Here is a 22,482-nt window from a genome sequence, read left to right on the forward strand (position 1 = left end):
CACCGCTTAGAGTTTAATCGAACAACTGCCCTATCTTTTGAAGTGCAGGAACTTATGCTCGGAAAACAACGCTTGCAGTTGTGCGTAATTTTCATCGGGGTCTTGCAAATAAAGAGCGATCTCATCAAGCAGTTGCAGCTCTTCCCAGTCCAGCTCGTCCATCTCTTTTTGGCAAAGCGGAGGATAGTCCCAGTAGCACAGCTCGTTTCCAAGAACGGCATTCAGGTCATAGCACAAGTTGTTGCGGATGTAGTGCATCCCCCACGATTTTTTGACCCCGAAAAGCTGGGGATTGATTTCTTTGTCGCGTGCCATCAGCCACGCGTCACCCGCCATCAGGAACTCATCGCCCTGAATATCGATGAGTTCCCAATCGGGATCGACCCTGATCCACCGTTTTTCGGCTTCTTCCCACACTTCGCAAATCCAGTGATCGATATATTTCCTGCCGTTCTCGGACAAATAGCTGGCAAAGCCGACCCGGCTGCGCACCGGGAGTCCCCGGGAGCGCAGCATGGAAATCAGCAGCAGCGAATGAAAGCGGCAAGAAATGAGCAGCCGCTCGCTTGGCAAACGTTCAAACGTGAGGCCATCTGCGTTGCGTTCGACCAGAGCCTCCAGCATTTCCGTGATCTTGTAAAATTTCTCGTCTTCATTTCGCGTATAATCGGTCAGCAAATGCCTCACTTTTTTGATCATCGTGGGATGGATCAATTGGCACTTGATTAATCGGCACAGCTCTGGCAAGCCTTGGGGCAACTCATGAAAGAGATAGCCGTATTCACCGGGATCGGTGTTGGGAGTAAATGTCGTATAAAAATGCAGCAGTTCGGCTTTATTCACTTTCAGAGTTCCTCCTTCTTTTCGCATTTCTTTGCTTGATCCGCTCTCTTCCCTGGTTGCGGACGTTGATCGTCTCTTCCTGTCCTTCGTCTGGCTGGTCGTCGTTTTCCGCTGTCAAATAGGCAGCCAGCGCATGGATATTGGCGTGCTCGAACATGGCGAGGATCGGGATTTCCCTGGCAAATACGTCTTTCAACTTGCTGTTAATCATTCCGATCTGCAACGAATGAATGCCCATCTCAAAAAAGTTGTCGAGCACACCTACACGATCAGTCTCCAGAACTTCCTGAAACACAGCGACGATGCTCGCTTCCACTTCATTGCGGGGAGCGACGTATGCCGTTCCGGTGCTCGTGCCAGTCGGTTTCAGCTTCAAGAGAGCCTGTACATCCACTTTTCCGTTGGCCGTCAGCGGCAGTTGCTCCACGACGATAAAATGATACGGTATCATGTAATCGGGCAAAGCTTTGGCAAGCCTGCTCCTGATCTCATTTATAAAAGCATCCCGGTCGTGCGGTTCGGTTTCCGGCACGAGATACGCATACAATCGCTTGTCTGCTTCTCCCGCCACCAGCACGACCGCATTTCTCACCGTGGCGATTTGCAGCAGCCGTGATTCTACCTCTCCTAATTCTATTCTATATCCACCAATTTTTACCTGCTGGTCCTTTCTGCCCAAAAACTCAATCAGCCCGTTGCGGTGCAGTACGCCGTAATCCCCTGTCCTGTATATATAGCCGAATTGCGGATGATGAACAAAGGAGCGATTGGTCTTTTCGGCGTCATGCAGGTAACCGTCCGCAACCCCTCTTCCTCCGATATACAGTTCGCCCGGTACAGAAAGCGGGCAAAGCTCCATCCGCGAGTTGAGTACATAAAACTGCTGGTTGGCTAATGGCTTTCCGTAAAAAATGCTCTTCCACTCGGGGCCAACCTCGTCGATCGGGTAGTAGATCGACCAGATGGATGCCTCGGTAGCCCCGCCCAAACTGATGACTTCCGCCCCAGGGAAGCTTTCGCGAATCGCTTGCGGCAGCGTGAGCGGAATCCAGTCGCCGCTCAGCATGACCAGACGAAGCTGCTCATCTCGCTGCTCGCCGCCGCGCTCCTTTTTCTCCGCTGCCACGCGATCCATGATTGCAGGGACGGAGTTCCAGATCGTAATGTTTTTCGCCGTAATCGTGTCGGCAAGCTGGGCCATGTCCTTTTGGTCTTTGACAAGCACGAGTGTCGCTCCGGCGGCAAACGCGCCAAAAATGTCATAGACGGACAAGTCGAAGCAGAGCGAAGATACGCCCAAAATCCGATCATGAGCGGCAACATGGAATTTTTGATTGATATCCTGGATCGTATTGCAGGCGGCTACGTGCCGAATCATGACTCCTTTTGGATTGCCCGTGCTTCCCGAGGTGTAGATCACGTAGGCCAACTGTTCCGGCTGAACAGCCGCAGCCTCGTATTTTTTTGCAGCATGCTCCAGCTCGTTCCGCTCGTAAAAGTCAGACTCAAGCACGAGCTTGCATTGGCTGTGTCTGCGGATGTAGTCCACACGATCCGCCGGGTAGTCAGGATCAATCGGCACATAGGCAGCGCCGCTTTTTAAAATGCCGAGCAAATAGGCAAAGGTGGCGATTTCCCGTTTGGCAATGACGCCAATCAGATCGCCGGGAGCGACGCCGATGTGCCGCAAGCAGCTCGCGACTTTGTTTGCGCGCTCGTTCAGCGCTTCGTACGTGATCTGCGTCTCGCCGTCCTCGATTGCGACGGCAAAAGGAGTTTGTGCCACAGTTTCCTCGAACAGCCCGTGCAACGTTTTGCTCGCAATGTCCACGGTGGTATCGTTGTACGCATCAATCGCAGCTCTGTCACTGGCGGATACCGAAGGCAACTCCTTTTCAGCCTCGTCGTTCAAGATCGTATCGATCCGGGTCAGGTACTGGGCGAACATCGTGTCAATCACTACAGGGTCAAACAACTCGCTGATGTAGTCCCAGTTGATGACGATGTTTCCGTCAAGGAGCGCCACCTGATTGTCGAGATAGACTTGGGAAGTTTGCGTGATGCCGCTTGTATCGCTTTCCCATTCGGATGTGTACTCCGCATCGTCAGTCGCTTGCTGGACAATGTCTTCATTTTCAAACAAGGCACTCGTAAACACGATGGGCAAGACAGCCTTGTTCCCCAACTCTCGCTGCTTGCTGATCTCCCGCATCACATCGATCCCGTCAAAATGGCGATGAGCCAACGCCTCCATCAGCGATTGCTGAACTTTTCTTGCCTTCTCCCAGAACGTATCCGCTGGATGCAGCCGTACCTCGACCAGCGCAACGGACGTAAAGTCTCCGACCAGCTTATCCACATCCGGGTGCAACGGCAGACGATTGAACAAGGTCAAATTCAGGCTAAAGTCCAGTTGATTGCTCCAATTCGCCAGCACTTCGGCATATGCCGTGCACAAAACCGCCGAAGGAGTCAAATTGTGCTTCTGGGCCGCCTTTTTCAAAACTTGCCAGCTTTCTTTGGCGTATCGCTTCGACTTTCTTTGGAAGTACGGGTTTTTGACGTGGGACGGTTGCACCTGCACCGGGATTTCCGGTGCCAGCGGAAAATCGTCCAGCTTTGCCATCCAGTATTCCTTGTCCTGCAAATACAAGCTGCTGGTCTTCAGTCGCTCGTAGCCGATCATGTAATCCCGGAAGGAAATCGATAATTCATCCAGCTCGTCCGCAGCGCCTTCATACAGCTTTTGCAGCTCTTTCCCTAAAATCTCCAGGCTGTACGCATCCATGATGAGCAAGTCAAAGCTGATGCACAGCAAACTTTCTTGCCCGTTCAAGCGAAACGCTTTGATTTCAAAAAGCGGCCATTGTCCCGGACGGAAAATCGCATGGGACATGCGCTCTCTTTCTTTTGCCAGAATCGCCGCTTTTTCTTCCTTGTCGCATCCTTGCAAATCGCGGATGTCGATAGCGTATTCGGGTATGTCTGCCAAAATTTGCTGGCGGGCATCGGGCAAAAAGATCGTGCGCAGCGCGGGATGCCTGCGGATCAACAAATTCAGGCAATGATTGAGACGCAAGATATCGAGCCTGGTGACAATCTCCTGATACGAATGCGTCGAGACTCCGCCCAGCTCGAAGCTGCTGCTTCTGCCCAAATAATAGGCCATTTGCACATTCGTTAACGGAAACGGTTCATGCAATTGGCTTGGTTCCGGTATCAGGGTTGGCAAGTCGGCTACGCGCTCTTCGTGGATCGCTTCGCGAATAAAACCGGCAATCGCCTCGATTGTTTGCAGTTCGATAAAGTCTTTGAACTGCATAGAGCATGCAAAGCTGTTGTTGATTTCATACACGAGCTGCATGATTTGAATCGAGTTTCCGCCCAGCTCAAAAAATCGGTCGCGGACGCTCATGCTTTCGCTGCGCAGCACGTTTCGCCAAATGTCGTACAGCTTCGCTTCCACTTCGTCCCTCGGCTCGACCAGTTCTTTTTGCTCTGCTGCGACCCCGGTTACCTCCGGAAGCGACTTCCGGTCGATTTTGCCGTTGATGGTCAGCGGAATCTGCGCAAGCGGCATGAACAAGGACGGAATCATATATTCCGGCAGCTGTTGGCGCAAATAGTCCCGCAGCTCCTGGCTCGTTACCGGATAGGCAGCCGTATAGTACGCGACCAGCAGCTGTTCGTGCTGAGCGTCCTGCTGGACATGCACCACGGCTTTTTCAACAGCAGGATGGGCATCGAGCAAATTTTCGATTTCGCTTTGCTCAATCCGGTAACCGCGTATTTTCACCTGAAAATCGGTTCGTCCCAAATAGTCGAGCAAGCCTTCCCGCGTCCACCTTGCCATGTCTCCGGTCGCGTACATTTTTTCGCCAGGTCGAAACGGGTTGTCGATAAACTTCTCTCGGGTCAGCTCTGGATTGTTCTGATACCCACGGGCCAAACCGTGCCCGCCGATATACAAAAGGCCAGGGACGCCGACAGGTTGCGGCATCAGCTCTGGACTTAGAACATAGACTTGAGTATTTTTGAGCGGTCTGCCGATGGTCACAGGCTGCGTCGCCGCCACTTCCTGAATCGTGGACCAAATGGTCGTTTCGGTAGGACCGTACAGGTTGTAGACTCGACCCTCCGGCAACAGTCGCACGGCTGCATCTGCCAACGGCTGCGGCAAAGCTTCTCCCCCGATCAGCAAGTAGCGCAGGCGACTGAGCTGCCCGGCCAATTCCGGCTCCGCCAGCAACAACTTCAAGCGCGATGGCGTCGTCTGCATCACGGTAATTTTTTCACGTCTGACCAGGCTTGCCAGCTTGAGCACATCTCGCTGGCAGTCTTCATCGGCAATCACCACCTGATGGCCTGTCAACAGCGGCAGGATGCTCTCCAGCCAGAAAATATCGAAAGAAACGGTCGTCAAGGATAAAAACTTCTCGTTTTCGCCGAAAGAAAGCACATCGGTCATGCCGTGAAGGAAATTGATCAAGGCGCGGTGCTCGATCAAAATTCCTTTGGGAAATCCGGTCGTGCCTGAGGTATACATGCAATACGCCACATCGGTGCTGCTGTTTTCCAGCGGCAGCCGTTCTTGAGGCTGCGCCGCAACGTAAGGATCGCGCATGTCAATGACCTGCCGCTCGCCTGCTGCCTCCACGGTCGTATTGGTCAAAATGACCCGGACACGGCTGTCCGCAAGCATATAGGCGACTCGATTGGCTGGCAGACTCGGATCGACAGGCAAATACGCGCCGCCCGCCTTGCCGATCGCCAGTAGTCCCGCAGTCATGTCGCACGATCGGGTAGCGATGAGGGCGACGACCTGGCCCGCGCCGACGCCATGCGATTTGAGCGCATGAGCGAGCTGGTTGGCCCGCGCATCCAGTTCACGGTACGTCATCGTCTGGTTGTGGAACGTTAGCGCAGGCTGGTCAGCGCATTTTTCGGCCATGGCTTCAAAAAGCTCATGCACCAGCAGTTGCTCGGGATATTCCCCTGCTGTCTGATTGAACCCGCTGACTAGCCGCTCCCGCTCGTCGGCATCCAGCAAGGAAAGCTGGCTCATTTTTTGCTGCGGCTGCGCGATCACATCTTGCAAAAGCTTTTGGAAATAGCGGATAAAACGGGTAATCGTTTCTTTTGTAAACAGATCGCTTGCGTACTCTACGGTAAAAAACAGCTCGCCTTCCCGTTCTTCGCCATCCAAGGTCAAGTCAAAGCGGGCTGTGTTTGTTTTGAACGAATACGGCTCGATTTGCAGCCCGGCAGACGAATGGTTCTCACCGCTCCCTTGACGGCTGACATTTTGAAACGCGAACATCACATCAAACAACGGGTTGCGCCCGAAGTCCCGGGAAAGCTCGATCTGGCTGACCAGCTCTTCAAACGGATAGTCTTGGTGCTCCAGGGCGTGGGACATGTTTCCTTTGATCGCGTTCAGCAGCTCGGCAAAGGTCATGTCGCTGCGTACGGTGCTTTTGAGCGGAAGCGTTTGAACGAACATGCCGATCACATTTTGAATATCGCTGTGATTCCGTCCCGAAGTCGGAATCCCTACGATAATCTCGTCCTGATTGCCGAGCTTCGCCAAAAGAACGTTCCATGCCGCCAGCAAAACCATGTACAGCGTCGCTTCATGGCTCGTGGCCATCCGCTTGATTTCGTCGGCTTGGCGTTGCGGGATGGAAAACATCTCCATGCCTCCGCGATACGTTTTGTAAGGCGGGCGGGAAAAGTCCGTCGGCAGGTCAAGCAGCGGAATTTCGCCGGAAAACATCCCGGTCCAATACTCCTGGTCCGCCTGGTGTCCGGCGAGCGTTGTCTTTTCCTGCTGCCACTCTGCGTAATCCTTGTATTGAACAGACAAAGCGGGAAGTCCAGAAGACTGTCCATCCTGCTGGTACAAAGCCGTAAACTCGTCAATCAAGATCGAGTTGGAGGTGCCGTCTGTGATGATATGGTGAATGTTGAAGACGAGCACGTGGCTTTGCTCGCTTTCCTTGAAAATGCCCACCTTCCATACAGGAGCAACGCCGAGATCAAACGGCTGTATCCACGCTTCGATGTGCGCATCGCGGATTGGCTCGTTGAGTTCTCTGTAGTCAGCAGGAAACGGGAACGGCTCGTGAATGACCTGCAGCAGCTCCCCATCAATGCGCTGGAACGAGGTGCGCAAGCTTTCATGTCTGCGAATCAGCTCGTTCAGGCATCGCTCCAATTTTTCGTAGGAAAGCGAACCTTTCACGCGCAACGCAATGATATTGTTATACTGCTTGTTCGCTTCCTCCATTTGGCTGAGGAAATACAGTCGTTTTTGTCCGGAAGTCAAAGGATAGCCCGCTTTTTCTTGCGCCTTGGGAATCTGCGAGAAATCTGTCCGGTCCGCCCCGCGGATAAAGCAGGCGATCTCGCCAATCGTCGGCTTGTTGAAAAAGGTCGGCAGAGGCAGTTTGACATCCAGCTTTTTATAGAGAAGCGCAATCATCGTGATCGCCTTCAGCGAGTCTCCGCCTAGAGCGAAGAAGTCCTCGTCGCTCCTGATCGCTGCGATTCCCAATACACTGCGCCATACGTCCGCGATAATCTCTGTCAGCTCGGCTTCGGACAGCGTTGCGCGATTGATTTTGGCGGGCACCAGCTCAGTCTGCACGGCGACTGCCGCTTCTTTTTCCAGGATGAACTCTTCGCTGAGCTGATTGCTTTCTTCCATTAAAGCAGGAAGCTCAAGGACAGAGACGATGGCCCGGTGAAACTGGTTTTCCAAAAGGTAGCGCAGCACTTCTACCCCTTGCTGCGGCGAGATCGCCTCTTCGGCAAATTGCCGCTCGTTGACTTGCCGATTCATGCTGCGGTTTTTTTCCATCGCGGTGACGGACATCCCTACCTCTGCCCAGTCGTTCCAGTTGATCGAAGCTGTGTAGCCAGCCCGTTTCTGCAAGCGATACGCGGCGAACGCATCCAAAAACTCATTCGCTGCGTTGTAGCCGACTTGACCGAATTTGCGCCCGTAAATGTAGTTGCCGATGGAGGAAAACAAGATAAAGAAATCGAGTGCGCGTTCTGCAAAAAGCGTATCCAGCACGATCGTTCCCTGTACTTTGGGCAGCAAGATCGGGTCGGTCATTTCCTTCGTCCTGCGCTGGATTACCCCTGCGTAGTCAGGAACCCCGGCCGTGTGCAAAACGCCAGTAATCGGCCCAAACCGCATCTCCGCCTCACGAACTACCTTTTGCATGGCGGAATAATCGGAAATATCCACGCTGTAAACGTCGATCATCGCCCCGGCTTGTTCCAGCGACAGGATCGTGCGAATTTTGCCGGACAAGTGATGATCGGGCTTGTCCTCGATCCATTGCGTCCATTGCTCGCGCGGCGGAAAAGCAGAGCGTCCGATCAAGACGAGCCGCGCCTGATAGCTCTTCGCCAAATACTCCGCCAAGGCGAAGCCCATTCCGCCCAGTCCCCCGGTAATCAGGCAGACGAGCTTTTCTTTGAGCAGCGGCAGCTTTTCCGGCTGTTTCACGAGCACAGGCTCGCGCACCGCTTCAATCCACCTGCTTTTGCCGCGGAGCGCCACTTGCTTGTGCGGAAAATCAAACTGAAATTCCCGAAGCAGATTCGCCGCCAGCGCCATATGGTTACCTGTCTGCTTGCCGCCCGCTGGAAGCTCGATGTCGACCGTGCAAACTTTGCTGTTGGGGTATTCGTAAGGAATGATCTTGCTTGCCCCGAGCACGACCCCTTTCAGCGGGCAGATTGGTTCGTCCTGGGTAACGGAATACAGCCCGTTCGTCACGATCTGCAAGCGCATCTTTTTGCTGCCAGCCTTGCTCCCGATGTACCGGGCAAGCTGCAACAGGCTGTAAAAAAACTGCTGCTGGCTCGGCTCAACGGCCGCCAGCTCCGGTTCGATTGGCGGTGTCACTGTCCATAGATAGCTGATACAATCCGGTACCGTCTGCAAATCGTCCAGCAAGCTGTCCAACTCTTCCGGCTTTTGCGGATTCAGTCGATAGTGGGCAGACGTCACTCGCTGGTAGCGCTCGGCCTGCTCGACGATAATATACGTGGCGCCGCGCTCTTTCAGCTCGCTCGCCAGCGCTTCTCCCAAGCCAGCCTGATCCTGGAAAATGAGCCAGGTCGCCTCGCTAGAAATCGCTTTTTCTGCATAGGCTGGCAAAGCAGAGCTTTCCCATGCAGGCACGTAAAACCATGAACGGATGTCTTCCCTTCTGTGCGCCGCGCTGCTCTCGCTGGGCTGAAGACGGCTGGCGAACTGCCCGAAGTTGAACAGACTTTTATCCACAGGAAATTCCTGCGAGTCAAAGGCGTAGGTTGGCAAAGACACACGATTTCGCTCTTCGTGTTGATAATAGGCAGTCCAATTGATCTCCTGACCGTACAACCACATCGTTCCCAGCGCTTCCAAAATGGCGTAGGAATGGATGCGCTCCAGCCTGAGCTGGTGACCATAAGCCGCGACTTGTTCCATGCCAGGTTCCCCAGCCTGTGCCGAGCCAAAGATCAGGCACAGCCCATCCGGTTTGGAAACAGGGCGATTGCTTTCTGTTTGCGCAAAGTGGTCAAGCCGATCGCGACCCACGAGCGCGTGAATCGCATCACCAAAAGCAAGACGCCCCTCCAGGCACTCGACTAGCAGATTGCCTTTGCCGTATCCCCACATGCTTTGCGGTTCAACGCCCCAGTCTTTGAACAGTTTGGCGATCGCATAGTAGAACGCAAAGCGCAAAGCTTGCCCGTGCTTCGGCGCGCGCAACTGCTCCGCGATGGACACAGCCGCCTGCCCAAACACTTGCTGATTCAACAAGCGCAGCGCTTGTGCCATTACTTGCTGGACGGCAGGCTCTTCCTGGCACAGATGGACGATTTCTGCAAGCTCGCCCTCCTCCCAGTTGTCTGCGGCAAAGTCAGGGAATACAAAAGCGACGGAAAGCTTTTCCTTGGCGAAAGCAGCTTTGGAATCTTGCCCGATAAAGCGGAGCGGCTGTGCCAGCGTCTGGTTGCAAAGCGCGATTTCTCGAACGGGAAAATGCTTTCGTCCCACCTGCAGCGAATAGGCAACATCTTCAAGACGTGCATCTGGATTAGCATGCAAGTATTCCTCAACATTTTGCTTATATCGCTCCAGGGCTTGCTCTGTTTTGGCCGAGAGCAACATCAGTTGCCAGCTTCGGCCAGCGCTTGCTTCCCGCACGGCAGGCGCTTCTTCGATAATCACATGGGCATTGGTTCCCCCGATTCCGAATGCGCTGATCCCGGCCCGCAGCGGCTCATGCGTTTTTTCCCACTCCGTCAGCTTGTCATTGATGTAAAAGCCTTTCTCAATTACGTCCAAATGCGGATTCGGGCTTTGAAAATGCAGCGAAGGCGGAAGCTGGCGATGCTTGATAGCCAGCACCGCCTTAATGAAGGAAGCGATCCCGGCTGCGCTGTCCAGATGACCGATGTTGGTCTTGACCGAGCCGAGCGCGCACGAGTGTTTTTGCGAAGGCTGATAGGCCAGCTCCAGCGCTTCCAGTTCAATCGGATCGCCAAGCGGTGTCCCTGTTCCGTGACACTCGATGTAAGCGACGCTCTCTGGCGCTACTTCCGCTACCTTGAGCGCGGTGCGAATCACTTCCGCCTGTCCGATTGTGCTCGGGGCCGTAAACCCGGTTTTTTGCATACCGTCATTGTTGACAGCGGAGCCTTTGATGACGGCGTGAATCTGATCGCGATCATCGATGGCATCCTGCAACCGCTTCAATACGACGACGCCCGCCCCGTCTCCGCCGACAATGCCCTGTCCGTTTGCATCAAACGCCTTGCATTTGCCGTCTGGCGACAAAATCATTCCTTCCTGATAGACATAGCCGCTTTTTCCTGGCAGCGTCACGGTAACCCCGCCAGCCAATGCCAGATCGCACTCGCCGTTCAACAGCGACTGGGCCGCCATGTGCACAGCGACAAGCGAAGTCGAGCAAGCGGTATAAATCGTCAAGGCAGGGCCTTTCAGGTTTAATTTATGCGCGATCCGCAGGCTCAAATAGTCCTTGTCCACAAGCTGGGTGGCAGCCCAGTGGCCGATCGCCTCGCTTTTTCCCGACAGGCTCATCAGCGCTTCCCACATATGGTTCGGGGAAGCTCCTGCAAACAAGCCGATCAGCTTCTGCTCGACCTGCGCGGCATAGCCGGCATCCTCCAGCGCTTCCCAAATGCACTCGTGAAACACCTTCATTTGCGGGTCCATAAGCTCCGCTTCCAGTGGCGTATAATCAAAAAAACGGGCATCGAAGCGATTCCCGCTCTCCAGATACCCTTTTGCCTTGACGTACTCTGCGCTTTTGACGGCTTGCGGGTCTACCCCCGCCTCGATCAGCTCGGCTTCGGAAAACGTCTGGATGGAGTGCACGCCGTTTTTCAAGTTTTCCCAGTACGCCGTGACATTGCTTGCTCCCGGAAACCTTCCTGCCAGGCCGATTACGGCTATTTCCAGGCCATTGTATTCGTGTCCCATATCATCCCTACTTTTTTAACAGACGTAATTTTTGCAATCGGGCTTTTTTCCCGTCCTCGATCGAGTCGAGCCGGGCGTCGGCTTGCAGCTTCCGGGTAGTGACTTCTGCTTCCAGTACGTTTGCCAGCATGCTGATCGTCGGATAAGTAAACAAAGTCACGACAGTCACCTCTCGCCCCAGTTGATCCGTCAGCTCTTTGCTGATCTTGAGCACGTCAAAAGAAGTCCCGCCCAAATCAAAAATCGTGGAATGAATGCCGATGGAATCGGTTTTGAGAACCTTGCCCCAAGCCTCTGCGAGCTGTTTTTCCAGCTCGGTGCCTGGTTGAACAACATCGCGCTTGCCGCTCTGTCTGAACTCCATCTGGAGCAATTGGTTGTCGTCCACTTTTCCATTGATCGTTAACGGTATTTTGTCGAGCAAAAGGATAAAGGACGGGATCATATAGTCGGCGACGCGCGTTTGCATATACTGCCTGATTTCCACCGGATCGAAGCGCTCTGCCTGTTCTTCTTTCATCACGACATAGGCGCAAAGAATTTTGCCGTCTTCCTCGATTTCCCGAGCCATCACCACAGCCTCTTGAATGCCTTCCATCGTCAACAGATGGGAGCGCACCTCATCCAGTTCGATGCGATACCCCCTGATTTTCACTTGCTTGTCCCTGCGCCCGATGTATTCCACTTCTCCGTCAGACGAATACCGCCCTAAATCGCCGGAGCGATAAAGCCGCTGCATCTGGCCGCCAAGCTGGCATAGCTGAAACCGTTCCGCTGTCAATTCCGGTTTGTTCAAATAGCCACGCGCGACTCCTTCGCCGCCAATGCAGATTTCACCGACGACACCTGTGGGCACGACGTCTCCTTGCCTGTTCAAAATGTGCAAGTGGACGGTGGAAAACGGCACGCCAATCCGCTTTTCATTCGAGCGAATCTGCTCCGCGGCAATTTCCTTGTAAGTCGTATGGACAGTCGTCTCTGTAATTCCATACATATTGATAAGCTTTGTTTCGGGATATTTGTCATGCCACGCGGCGAGCTTCGCAGGCAGCAGAGCTTCCCCGCCAAAAATGACGTAGCGCAAGCAAAGCTTTTTGTCCAGCTGTTTCAGCTCTTCCTCGATAAACTGGTAAAAAGAGGAAGGCGTTTGATTCCAGACGGTCACCTGTTCTTCTCGCAACCGCTGTACGAGTTGCCGATAATCCCGCTTCAGCACGTTCGATAGCAGCAAAAGCTTGCCTCCGTGCAGCAAAGCTCCGAATATTTCCCAAACGGAAAAATCGAAGCCGAACGAGTGAAACAGCACCCACGTATCGTCGCAGGAAAAAGCGAAGCGATTGTTGTCATGAAAAAACAAGCGGACTACGTTTCTGTGCTCGATCATGACTCCTTTGGGCTTGCCCGTGGTTCCCGACGTGTAAATAATGTAGGCAAGCTGGTTCGGTTGGTGGATCGGCTCTAGATTGGCAACAGAATAATGATTGAGTCGCTCGTCGTCGGCAAAGATCACGTCAGCAAAACCGCTGGCCAACGATTGCGCTTGCAGTGTCACGACATAGGCGGCCTGGCTGTCTTGTCTCATGTACTCAACTCTGTGCGCGGGAAGATCCGGGTCAATCGGCAAATACGCGCCGCCCGCCTTCAATACGGCCAAAATGGCGACGATCATGTCCACGGACGGCGGCATCAACACGGCTACTATCGATTCGGCGGTTACGCCCCGCTCCCGTAAACAATGGGCCAGTTGATTCGCCTTTTGATTGAGCTGGTCATACGACAGCCGCTTTTGTTCAAACACAACAGCTGTATGCTGCGGATACGCCTGGACAGCTTCCTCAAAAAGCGACGAGATCGTCGCCTTTTCGGGAAAACGCACCGCCGTCTCATTGATCCGAGCGAAAAGCTCCTGCTCTTCCGCGGTGAGGATCGACAGCTCTTTCAGTGGCACTCGCGGATTGTTGAGTGAATGTTCCAACAAAATCGAGAGCTGTTCCACCAGCCTCTCGACCTGCTCTTTTTGGTAAAGCAAGGCATTGTAATGGATGCGGACACGCAGCTCGTCGTGCTGTCTGTCAAAAGCCAGAATGAGGTTGGACGAGGCCCTGTCCAAGTATGACAGCTCCTGAATGTTCGCCAAAATAACAGAGACGTCCAGAAAATCCGCAGGCTGCTTCGCATTTTTCAAGATCAGCTCAATCGGGTAGTTTTGATGCTCGATAGCCTCGGAAACGGTTTGCCTGACGTCCGTAATCACGTCAAGCAGCGGCATTTCGTTGGTGAGCGGAATGCGGATCGGCAGCACCGTATTGATAAACTCTTCGTTCGCTTGCTGACGGTAGATGCTGGTTCCGAGCACGATATCCGTCTGCCCCGTATGCTTCATCAGCAACACGGCTGTATAAGCCAGCAGCAGTACGTGCAATCTGGCATCGGAGTGGTTGCTGATTTGCACCAGTCGATTGGCGCAATGGCTCGGGAGGACAAAGTCTGCCGTCTCCATGCGCAGTTCCTCTGCTTTTGTGTCATGCGCTCCGGCAAAAAAGCAGCTTTTCTCTGCTGCGCCTGCCAGCTTGTTTTGCCAATACTCATATTCTTTTTTATACATGTCATTCAAATACGACACGTTCGTATCGAAATGACCTCCCATACGCTACCACTCCTATGCTCTCGATTGCTCAAAAGGCAAAATCGTTTCCATCTTCCAGCAACGCTTCTGCTGCTGCTTTGGCAAGTCTCGTATCCAGCACAATCTCTTTTACAAGCACGTCGGGGTTGTCGACGACTTGCTTGGCAATGGCGAGAAAATGTCCCGTCATCGTCTCGATCGTCTTGCGGGTAAACAAATCTGTCGAGTATTCCATGCGCATTTCGATTTTGCTGTCGTAATCGTACACCCAGAGAGTCAAATCGAATTTCGCGGAAGGGTTGCGGAAAGGATAGGACTTCAACACAAGCCCCTGCATCGCGATCTCGGCAGGCTTGAAATCGGGCAGCACAAGCATGACCGTAAACAGCGGATGGGCGCTTAACTGGTGAGTCAACCCCAGCTTCTCCACCAAAATCTCAAACTGCACGTCCTGATTCTCGAACAGTTCCAAGCTCTTCTCTTTTACTCCGCTTACGTAATCTTCAAACGTGGCGGTTTGCTCCAGTCGCGAATAAAACGGCAGCACATTCGCAAACATTCCGACCATTTTTGCCAAATCGGCGTGGTTTCTTCCAGCGAGACTCGCTCCGATGATCATTTCCTCTTGCCCTGTATATTTGTGCAGCAAGATATGGAAAATGGCGAGCATGTTCATGAACAAAGTGGTCGTGTTGCGTTTCATGCCTGCTTTCAGCCTGGCCGTCGTCTCCTCTTCCAGATGGAACGTATAAATGTCGCCGCGATAGCTCAGCACAGACGGACGGGGAAAATCGGTCGGAAGCAATGCCTCCGGGAGCTTCCCTGATAGTTGCCGGAGCCAATACTCGGTTTGTTTGTCATAATCTCCGCGCTCAATTCGTTCATTTTGCCACGCGACAAAATCGGCATACTCCAACGAAACGGGGTCAAGCGCTTCCGGTTGATTGTTGTAGAAATGGATCAGCTCGTTTTGCAAAAGCGAAACCGAGATATTGTCGGCTACGATATGGTGGATATCAAAGAGCCACACGTATTTTTGCGCAGCGTAGCGGACGACTTTTACCCGCATCAGGGGAGGATGCCGCAAGTCAAACGGTTGCATAAACTGCTCGACCGTCTGCTGCACGTCCGATTCGGCCAGCTCTTGGTACTCCACTTGAAATGCGACCTCGTCTGCAATGATCTGCACCATCTCGCCATCGATGACGTCAAAGCCTGTACGCAAAATGGCGTGGCGTTGAATGACCTGCTCGAAGGCGTGTTGCAGTTTGTCCAGGTCGAAATCGCCCTCCATGTAGGTGATTTCTGGAATGTTGTAAGCGACGTTATCCGGCTGGACTTGCTGCTGAAAATACAGCCGCTTTTGCGCCGACGACAACGGATAGTACGCTTGCGGCGCTGCTTTTGGAATCGCCGTGTACGCTTGTCCGTCATCATGCGTATCCGCAATGTAGCGGGCCAGCTTCTCGACGGTAGTTGACTGGAAGAAGACCGTGATCGGAATTTTGATGCTGCTGGCCTGGTAAATCCGCTCAGCAACAGTCAATACTTTCAGCGAGTCTCCGCCAAGCTCAAAAAAGTCGTCGTCGCGGGAAATGTGTTCATGGCCCAAGATCGCCTGCCAAATGCTCGCGATGAGCTTTTCCGCCTCCGCAAGCGACAGGCGCGGCTTGCTGGCCATCAGCGGCTCAGCAGCAGACTCTTTGCTGCTTTCAGCCAATCCGCTCACCCGCTGGCGCTTGTACGCCAAAAACCGCGCAGGCAAATCCACGGTTGAGACGAGCAGTTGACTGTAACTGGCGGCGAGCGCCGTATCGAGCAACTGCAGTCCTTCTTCCACCGTCAAAGACGGGGCCGAAGTGGCGAGCGCCGCCTCATCTTCTGCCTGTAAAGAAGCCGATTTCGTCTGCAACGGCAACTGCGGTTGCGGTTGTGACTTTGGCTGTGCCTGTGGCATCCCATGGCTATCCTTGTCCGGCTGTTGAGCCGAGACGGCCGCCACCTGGTAGCCTTCGATTTCGACGATCCCCCGCCCCTGTTCATCCATAATCGTCAGGTCGAACTCGACGATTTTGCTGTCCGGCCGTGAAGCTGTCCGGCAGCGAATATGGCTGTACACTTTGGAGGGCACTTTGCCGTGGATCGTAATGCTTTTGTAGGAGAACGGCACGTATGGACCGCCAGCCGTTTCAGCGCGATTCATATAGACCAATGCCACGTCGATGATCGCCGGATGGAAACGATAAATAGCGGTATCCTCCGCAAACTCCGCTGGCAGTTCGATCAGCGACAGTCCTTGCGCTTGTGCAAACGTTCCCCAGCAATAGCTGTTCCAGCGCGGCCCGTATGTGAACTGGCTGTCGCGCAGATTGTTGTAGTCGCTTGGGCCGTACTGGCTTTGAGCGCAGGCATCGCGAACAGCAGCGAGCTGATAATCGCGCAGCTGGCTCTGCCCCGCACCGACATAGCCGCGAGCATGGGTAATCCAGCTTGCCTTTTGCACGTCCGAGCAGCTTTCGATCGAAAAACGATAGCCCTGGTTTTCCCGCAGCAGCACGGTGCGCACATGAACAGCAGCCCCGTCCTCAAGGAGAAGCGGCGTCAAAAAGAACACGTCCTGGAGGCGCATCGCTGCTTCCATGCCGGGATGCAGCGATGCGTAGGCGGCGCAGGCCATTTCCACATAGCTCGTTCCCGGCAATACCGCTTTGTCTCCTACCCGATGCTCAGCCAAAATCCAGTCTTTGCTCGTCTGAAAATGGGACAAAAACGTCGTGCGTCCTGTATTTTCTTTCGCGGCGTACTGGAAAAACGGATGCGCCAGCTTGTGGTACGAAATGCCGGGAAGCGCGGAGCTGTCCGGACGGAATGTCGCCGAGATGCTGGCCATTCCGGTATTTTCCCACGTATCCCAGTTGATCGCCTGGGTGAAAACGCCGTTTTTCGTATTCGTCAAGGCAAATGCATCCAAAAAGGCATTCGCGGCGCTGTACGCTACTTGCGCGGGTGGAGCGATGACCGAGCTTAAGGAGGAAAAGAGCAACAAGAAGTCGACGGGTAGCGCCAACTGCTCAATCGCTTTTTGCAAGACCGCCGTACCGTAAACTTTTGTCGCAAACACGGCTTCGCACAGCTCGCTTGTTCTGCGCTGGATGACAGCTCCATCGGGAACGCCAGCAATATGGAAGATCCCGTCAATTGACTGATTGTCCTCCATGATCCGGCTGAAAATTCGCAATATCTGCTCCTCGTCGGCAATATCCGCCTGATACAAGAAAAGCTGCTTCGCGGAAGCCTGCAGTTCCCGCAGCAGCGCGATTTTTTGGCTGACTGGATCGTCCTCTCCGTGGAGCGCACGCCACCTGTCCCATTCCGCTTCCGGCAAAAAGTGCGAGCGATTGATAAGGACGAGCTTCGCGTGGTACTTTTCCGCCAAAAATTTCGCTACTTGCAATCCGATGGCTCCCAGACCTCCGGTAATGACGTACACTCCCCCGTGCTTGAGACGCTGGGAAGCCGGAGCGGCAGAAGCAGGCAGCTGAATTTGCTTGAAGGCAGGCTCCCAAATGTACGCATGGCGAATGGCCAGCACGTCAGCGAAGCTCTCCCCGCTGTCCATCCACTGTTGCAGCAAGCGAGCTACGCGCTGGTTTTCGCGGCGGTCGGCATCGATCAGCCTGCAACTGATGTTTTCGTACTCTTTGGGAATGACGCGAACCGGGCCTAGCAGTGTCGCTTTGGCTGGCACGACCGCCTCGTCTCCAATGACTTCAAAAACGTCGCTGGCGACGATATCGACGGCAATTTTCTGCTGGAGCCGGAGCTGTCCGATCGCTTTTGCCAGGTTCAATAAAGTGTGATAGCCAAGCCGATTCCATTGCTGCGCCGCCCGCTTGGCGTCGTCAGCGTCCACCTGCTGGTCGTAGCACCAAAAATGAACGAATTTCAAGGGCTGGTCAGCGGGTAGCGCCAGCGTTTCGAGCAGTTTGACCAGATCGGCGGGATTGTCCGGGTTTACCGTATAGGTCGCTTCCGCTTGCTTGGAGAAGCCTTCGCCTGTTTCGATGCGGACAACGGTGTGACCTGATGTCTCGATCTGCTCGATCCACCGGATCACGCTAGAGTTTTTGGTAGCGAAAACGACAAAGAGACAAGGCGCAAGCTCCCCTGCTGCCTCGTCGTAATCTGAGCGGGTCCATGATGGAATGTACAGCCAGTCTTCCCTGCTCTGCTTTACTTCCTCCGCCTTGCCCGCTGTTTGCGCTGGCGCTTGACCTTGCAGCAAATCGTTCAGTTGTTTCAGCTGCTCGGGGTCCATCCCGTAATTTTTCCGCGTAAACGGATAAGTGGGAAGCGAGACACGCGATTGCCCGAGATGCTTGTTCAGCTCGGCCCATTTGATCGGGCAGCCTTTTGACCACAAATGACCGATCGCTTCAAGAAGACGCTGCTCGATACCGGAAGGGCCAGTCACGAGGGACAAAAAGGCGGGCTGACTTTCGGCTCCCCCTGCTGTAAGCCCTGTTCCTCCGCCTTCCCGCTCTGGGCCAAACAACAGATGCTGAACTTCCTCGGCAGCTTCCTGCCAGGCAACAAACGCCCCTTGTCCTTCACTGCCTCCCCCGAAGCGATTCACCCAGTAGTCAGGAAGCGTCACTTCGCGGGAAATCGTTTTCCCCGCATCGTAGGACACCACAGGGATTGATGGCAGCGAGAGTGGGACGGTGTGAACAACTTCAAACAGCTCGCTCTGGAGAGCTTCCAGCAAGAACAGATCGCCTTCGCTGCCGCTCCATTCTTCCAATAGCTCGTCCCTTTTTCCCACAAGCAGCAACGCATCCTCAAAGGAAAACACGTCGGCGAGACACCCTGCCACATACTCTCCGCTTCCGACTCCCGTGACAGCAGCAGGCTGTACTCCCATGCGGAGCAACCATTTAGCCGTGGCGAGCTGGAAAAGAAAAGGCAGCATCTGCCCATACCGCGTAGGAGCATCGAGAAGAAGCGAGCCTGCGGTTCCTTGCACTTCGCTTGCCTGTAGCAGCAACGCTTCAAATTCGTCCCGGCAATACGCACTTTGCAAACCAGCTTGGTAGAGCAAAGCCGCTTCCTCCGCGTCCATCTCAGAAAACACAAAAGCAATCGGCGGGACTGCCTTTTTCGCCACCAGCCCAAAAGCTTGCGGCTCGTTTTGCTCAAGCGCAGCGCAAGCATCTGACATGGCAGCGCAGACTACATAGCGACGATGGGAAAAATGCGCCCGCCCCATTTGCAAGGTGTAGGCGATGTAGGAAAGCTCGGCACCTGGGTTCCTTTTGACAAATGTCACAAAGTCGTCCGTCGCACGCTCCAGCTCTTCCCGGGTCTTGGCGGAGAAGACAAGCAGCTTGCTCTCATGCGTTTTTGACTTGGCTGCTTGTCTGACAGGCGACTCTTCCAGCACCACATGCGCATTCGTTCCGCCAACGCCAAACGAGCTGACCCCTGCTCGCAAGGGGCCTGCCGAATGATCCCACTCTGCCGGCTGGTCCACCAGGAAAAAGGGGGTATTTTCCAGTTCGAGGTTTTGGTTCGGCTTGGAAAAGTGCAGCGTAGGCAGCAAGCATTTGTTGTCGATTGCCAGTACCGTCTTGATCAATCCCGCGATCCCCGCCGCACTGTCCAGATGTCCGATATTCGTTTTGACCGAGCCTAGCCCGCAGTAATTTTTTCTTCCCGTCTGAAAAGCCCGGGTCAGCGCTTTGACTTCGATCGGATCACCCAAAGCTGTCCCGGTTCCGTGAGCCTCGATATAGCTGATCGTCGCCGGATCTACTCTGGCCACGCGATGAGCGGCACGAATGACCTCGACTTGTCCGTCTACGCTTGGAGCGGTGTACCCGACTTTGCGGTTGCCATCGTTGTTGATCGCCGTTCCTTTGATGACGGCGTATATATGGTCGTTGTCGCGCAAGGCATCTTCCAGCCGCTTTAAAATGACCAGTCCGATCCCATTGCCCACCACCGTTCCGCTAGAGTCGGCAGCAAAAGCACGGCAATGACCGTCGGCTGACAAAATCATCCCATCCTGATAGACGTATCCGTTTTTCAAGGGGCTGGTGATGGATACGCCGCCAGCCACTGCAAGCTCGCATTCCCCGCTGAGCACGCCTTGGCAGGCTACATGCACCGCGACCAATGACGTGGAGCAGGCGGTAAACAGCGTATAGCTCGGCCCTGTCAGATGCAGCTTGTAGGATACTCTCGTGCTCATCAAATCTTTATCGTTCAGGTGGGCGATCTCAAACTCCTCGGCCCCGTTATGCGAACCTACCGATAAAGACAGCGCCTCCCAGCGAAAGTGCGGGCGCCCTCCCACATATACGCCGACAGCGTCATTGGTCGTACCTGGCGGATAACCGGCATCCTCCAGCGCTTTCCACGTATGCTCGTGCAGCAAGCGGGTCTGCGGGTCCATATATTGGGCTTCGTTCGGGGTATAGCCAAAAAAGTTGTTGTCAAAATAGTCGCTCTCTTCCAGGTGACCTTTTGCGTTCACGAAGTTTTCCGCCTTGTACACCGCTGCCGGTACGCCCGCTTCTTCCAATTCTTCGTCCGAGAAAAAGGAGATGCTTTCCACGCCATTTTTCATATTATGAAAAAACTGCTCCAGATTTTTCGCACCTGGAAAAGCGCCCGACATCCCGATGATGGCGACTTCCAAGCCTGTTCTTGCGTTCTCGTTCATGGTTCCCCTCCTTTTCTCCCGGTTTCTTTTCCAGGCGGCTGGCCAAATCAAGCCAAAATTGCTTGTCCACCAAGGGTGGCGGTTTGACAAGCTATGCTTATCCCTTTGCCATCAAGGTCATGGCAAAAATATGTATATTGGGGCAATCAGGCAATTTGATCCGCAGCATTTTTCGGCTCGGATTCAAATAGTATTGCTGCACCAGCAGTCTGACCGGAAAATCGAGGATTTCCACCTGGCCCTCTCTTCGCGCCGCGCCCTTGCCTACCCATGCGGTTGTTTCCCCGAACATCGGCTCCATATACCAGTCGGTAAATTGAATCGGAATGTATCTGACGATGTTGTCCTCGTACAAAATCTCGATTCTCTCCGTGTAGCTCCCGCACTCTGAGCAGCCCAAGATCAGCAGGCTGGAATAGTAGCCTTCCGGGACGTTGATCTCTTGTCCCGCGCAGGAGATGTTATCGTTTCTGTTTTCCGCAAGCGCGGGCAGAGAAAACTCCATCCCGTTTACATTCCAGATCGGTTGCTCCGGCACATCCTCTAGCAAGAAAACCTCGCCCATCAGCGTCAAATCGGCGGTACAAGCAGACGCAGCCACATGACTGAACCCTTTGTTATTGCAGGAATCAGCCAGGTCGATGAACGTCATCCTGCTGTAGCCCGCACCCGCTTTCGATCGCTCGCGCTTGTCGTCCGCCAGATGATGGGGCCTCTCTCCGCAGATGTTTTGCAGTTGATCGGCAACCTTTTCCTCCAGTTCGGCAACCATCCGGACTTTGCTGGCCGCCCGCTGAATCAGCTTGCTGTCGCCCGATTGATAATACGCTTTCGTCAGCATGGACAGCACCGTGCTCCACTGAGCCGCCGAGTAAGTCAAGTCCTGGATCAGTGGAGCAAGGCTGTCTATTTGAAAGCGGTCATGCACATATTGCAAGGCAGAGGCAAAATGCTTTCTGCCGTTGCTGATTGCGTGCAAGATGGACAAGAGCGGCGACATCCATACTTGCTGCGAATCGTTAAACTCGCCAGCGACTGTTGGCAACTGCTGCAACACATCGGCAAACTCTCGCATCTTCTCAAAAGCAGTCGCCTCTCGCTCCCGATACAGCGTTTGTTTCAGCGCATACAGGATCGTCTGTTTCCAGTCGAAGGCTTGCTCATGTTCTGGTAGCTTGCGGAAAAGCGCGATCCCTCGGCACTCTTGCCGAAAACAATCCGCGATCGAAATCGTGACGTTCTGCCTTTCGTAAAAGCAATCTACCAGCGTATAAGTCTGACTGGCCTTGTCTGCTCCTACGATCAAACACGTATGAATCGAGTGGTACTTCTGATAGCCGTGGCTCCACGGGCAGTAATAAGAATCCAAATCGATGGCAACCGGCCTTGATTCTTGCAGCTCGCTTTCCACCAAAGCGACTGTGTCCTGCAAGGATACACTCCCCTTAACAAAGATTTCGATGCCGTGAAGGTGCCTGAGTAAGTTCAACATGTCTCCGATGCCTGGCGTAATGCTCTGGTACAGCTTCCCTGATTGTTTCCATTGCGTTTGATCAAATGCAAATCCCCACGATTCCAAAAACATCAAGGCGTAGTCACGCTTCCACCAAGTGGCGACGGTAACGATGGTGTCCTCTTTGCAGTTTCGTGAATCGTGGTGAAGGGGAATGATATCTAAGATTGCGCTCACAGTTAATCACCTTTTTGGTTAAATGGGGAAAACGTCTTGACCGTTTACATGCCCATGGATTAGCTCGTTCTCGTTCTCGT

General features: G+C 53.9%; 5 protein-coding genes. All 5 read right to left on the minus strand.

Annotated features, from left to right (window positions below; all coding sequences use genetic code 11):
- Nucleotides 1-30: 30 nt before the first annotated feature.
- Entirely contained in the window at nucleotides 31-843 is an 813-nt protein-coding gene (locus tag M2298_RS18955; protein ID WP_122966465.1) for a transglutaminase family protein, read from the minus strand.
- Nucleotides 836-11,359, minus strand: a complete 10,524-nt coding sequence (locus M2298_RS18960; RefSeq protein ID WP_280648896.1) for a hybrid non-ribosomal peptide synthetase/type I polyketide synthase — start codon at nucleotides 11,357-11,359, stop codon at nucleotides 836-838. The genes M2298_RS18955 and M2298_RS18960 overlap by 8 nt, the downstream gene beginning before the upstream one ends.
- 7 nt (nucleotides 11,360-11,366) lie before the next feature.
- Nucleotides 11,367-14,006: a non-ribosomal peptide synthetase gene (locus M2298_RS18965; protein WP_280648897.1), complete on the minus strand. Its 2,640-nt coding sequence runs from the start codon at nucleotides 14,004-14,006 to the stop codon at nucleotides 11,367-11,369.
- Between the two features lie 28 nt (nucleotides 14,007-14,034).
- On the minus strand, nucleotides 14,035-20,712 hold the full coding sequence (locus M2298_RS18970; protein WP_280648898.1) for an SDR family NAD(P)-dependent oxidoreductase: 6,678 nt from the start codon (nucleotides 20,710-20,712) through the stop codon (nucleotides 14,035-14,037).
- A 97-nt stretch (nucleotides 20,713-20,809) separates the two neighbouring features.
- Nucleotides 20,810-22,402: a BtrH N-terminal domain-containing protein gene (locus M2298_RS18975; RefSeq protein WP_280648899.1), complete on the minus strand. Its 1,593-nt coding sequence runs from the start codon at nucleotides 22,400-22,402 to the stop codon at nucleotides 20,810-20,812.
- Between the last annotated feature and the right edge of the window lie 80 nt (nucleotides 22,403-22,482).

It is taken from the genome of Brevibacillus sp. 1238 (assembly GCF_029892995.1).
Taxonomy (GTDB): domain Bacteria; phylum Bacillota; class Bacilli; order Brevibacillales; family Brevibacillaceae; genus Brevibacillus; species Brevibacillus parabrevis.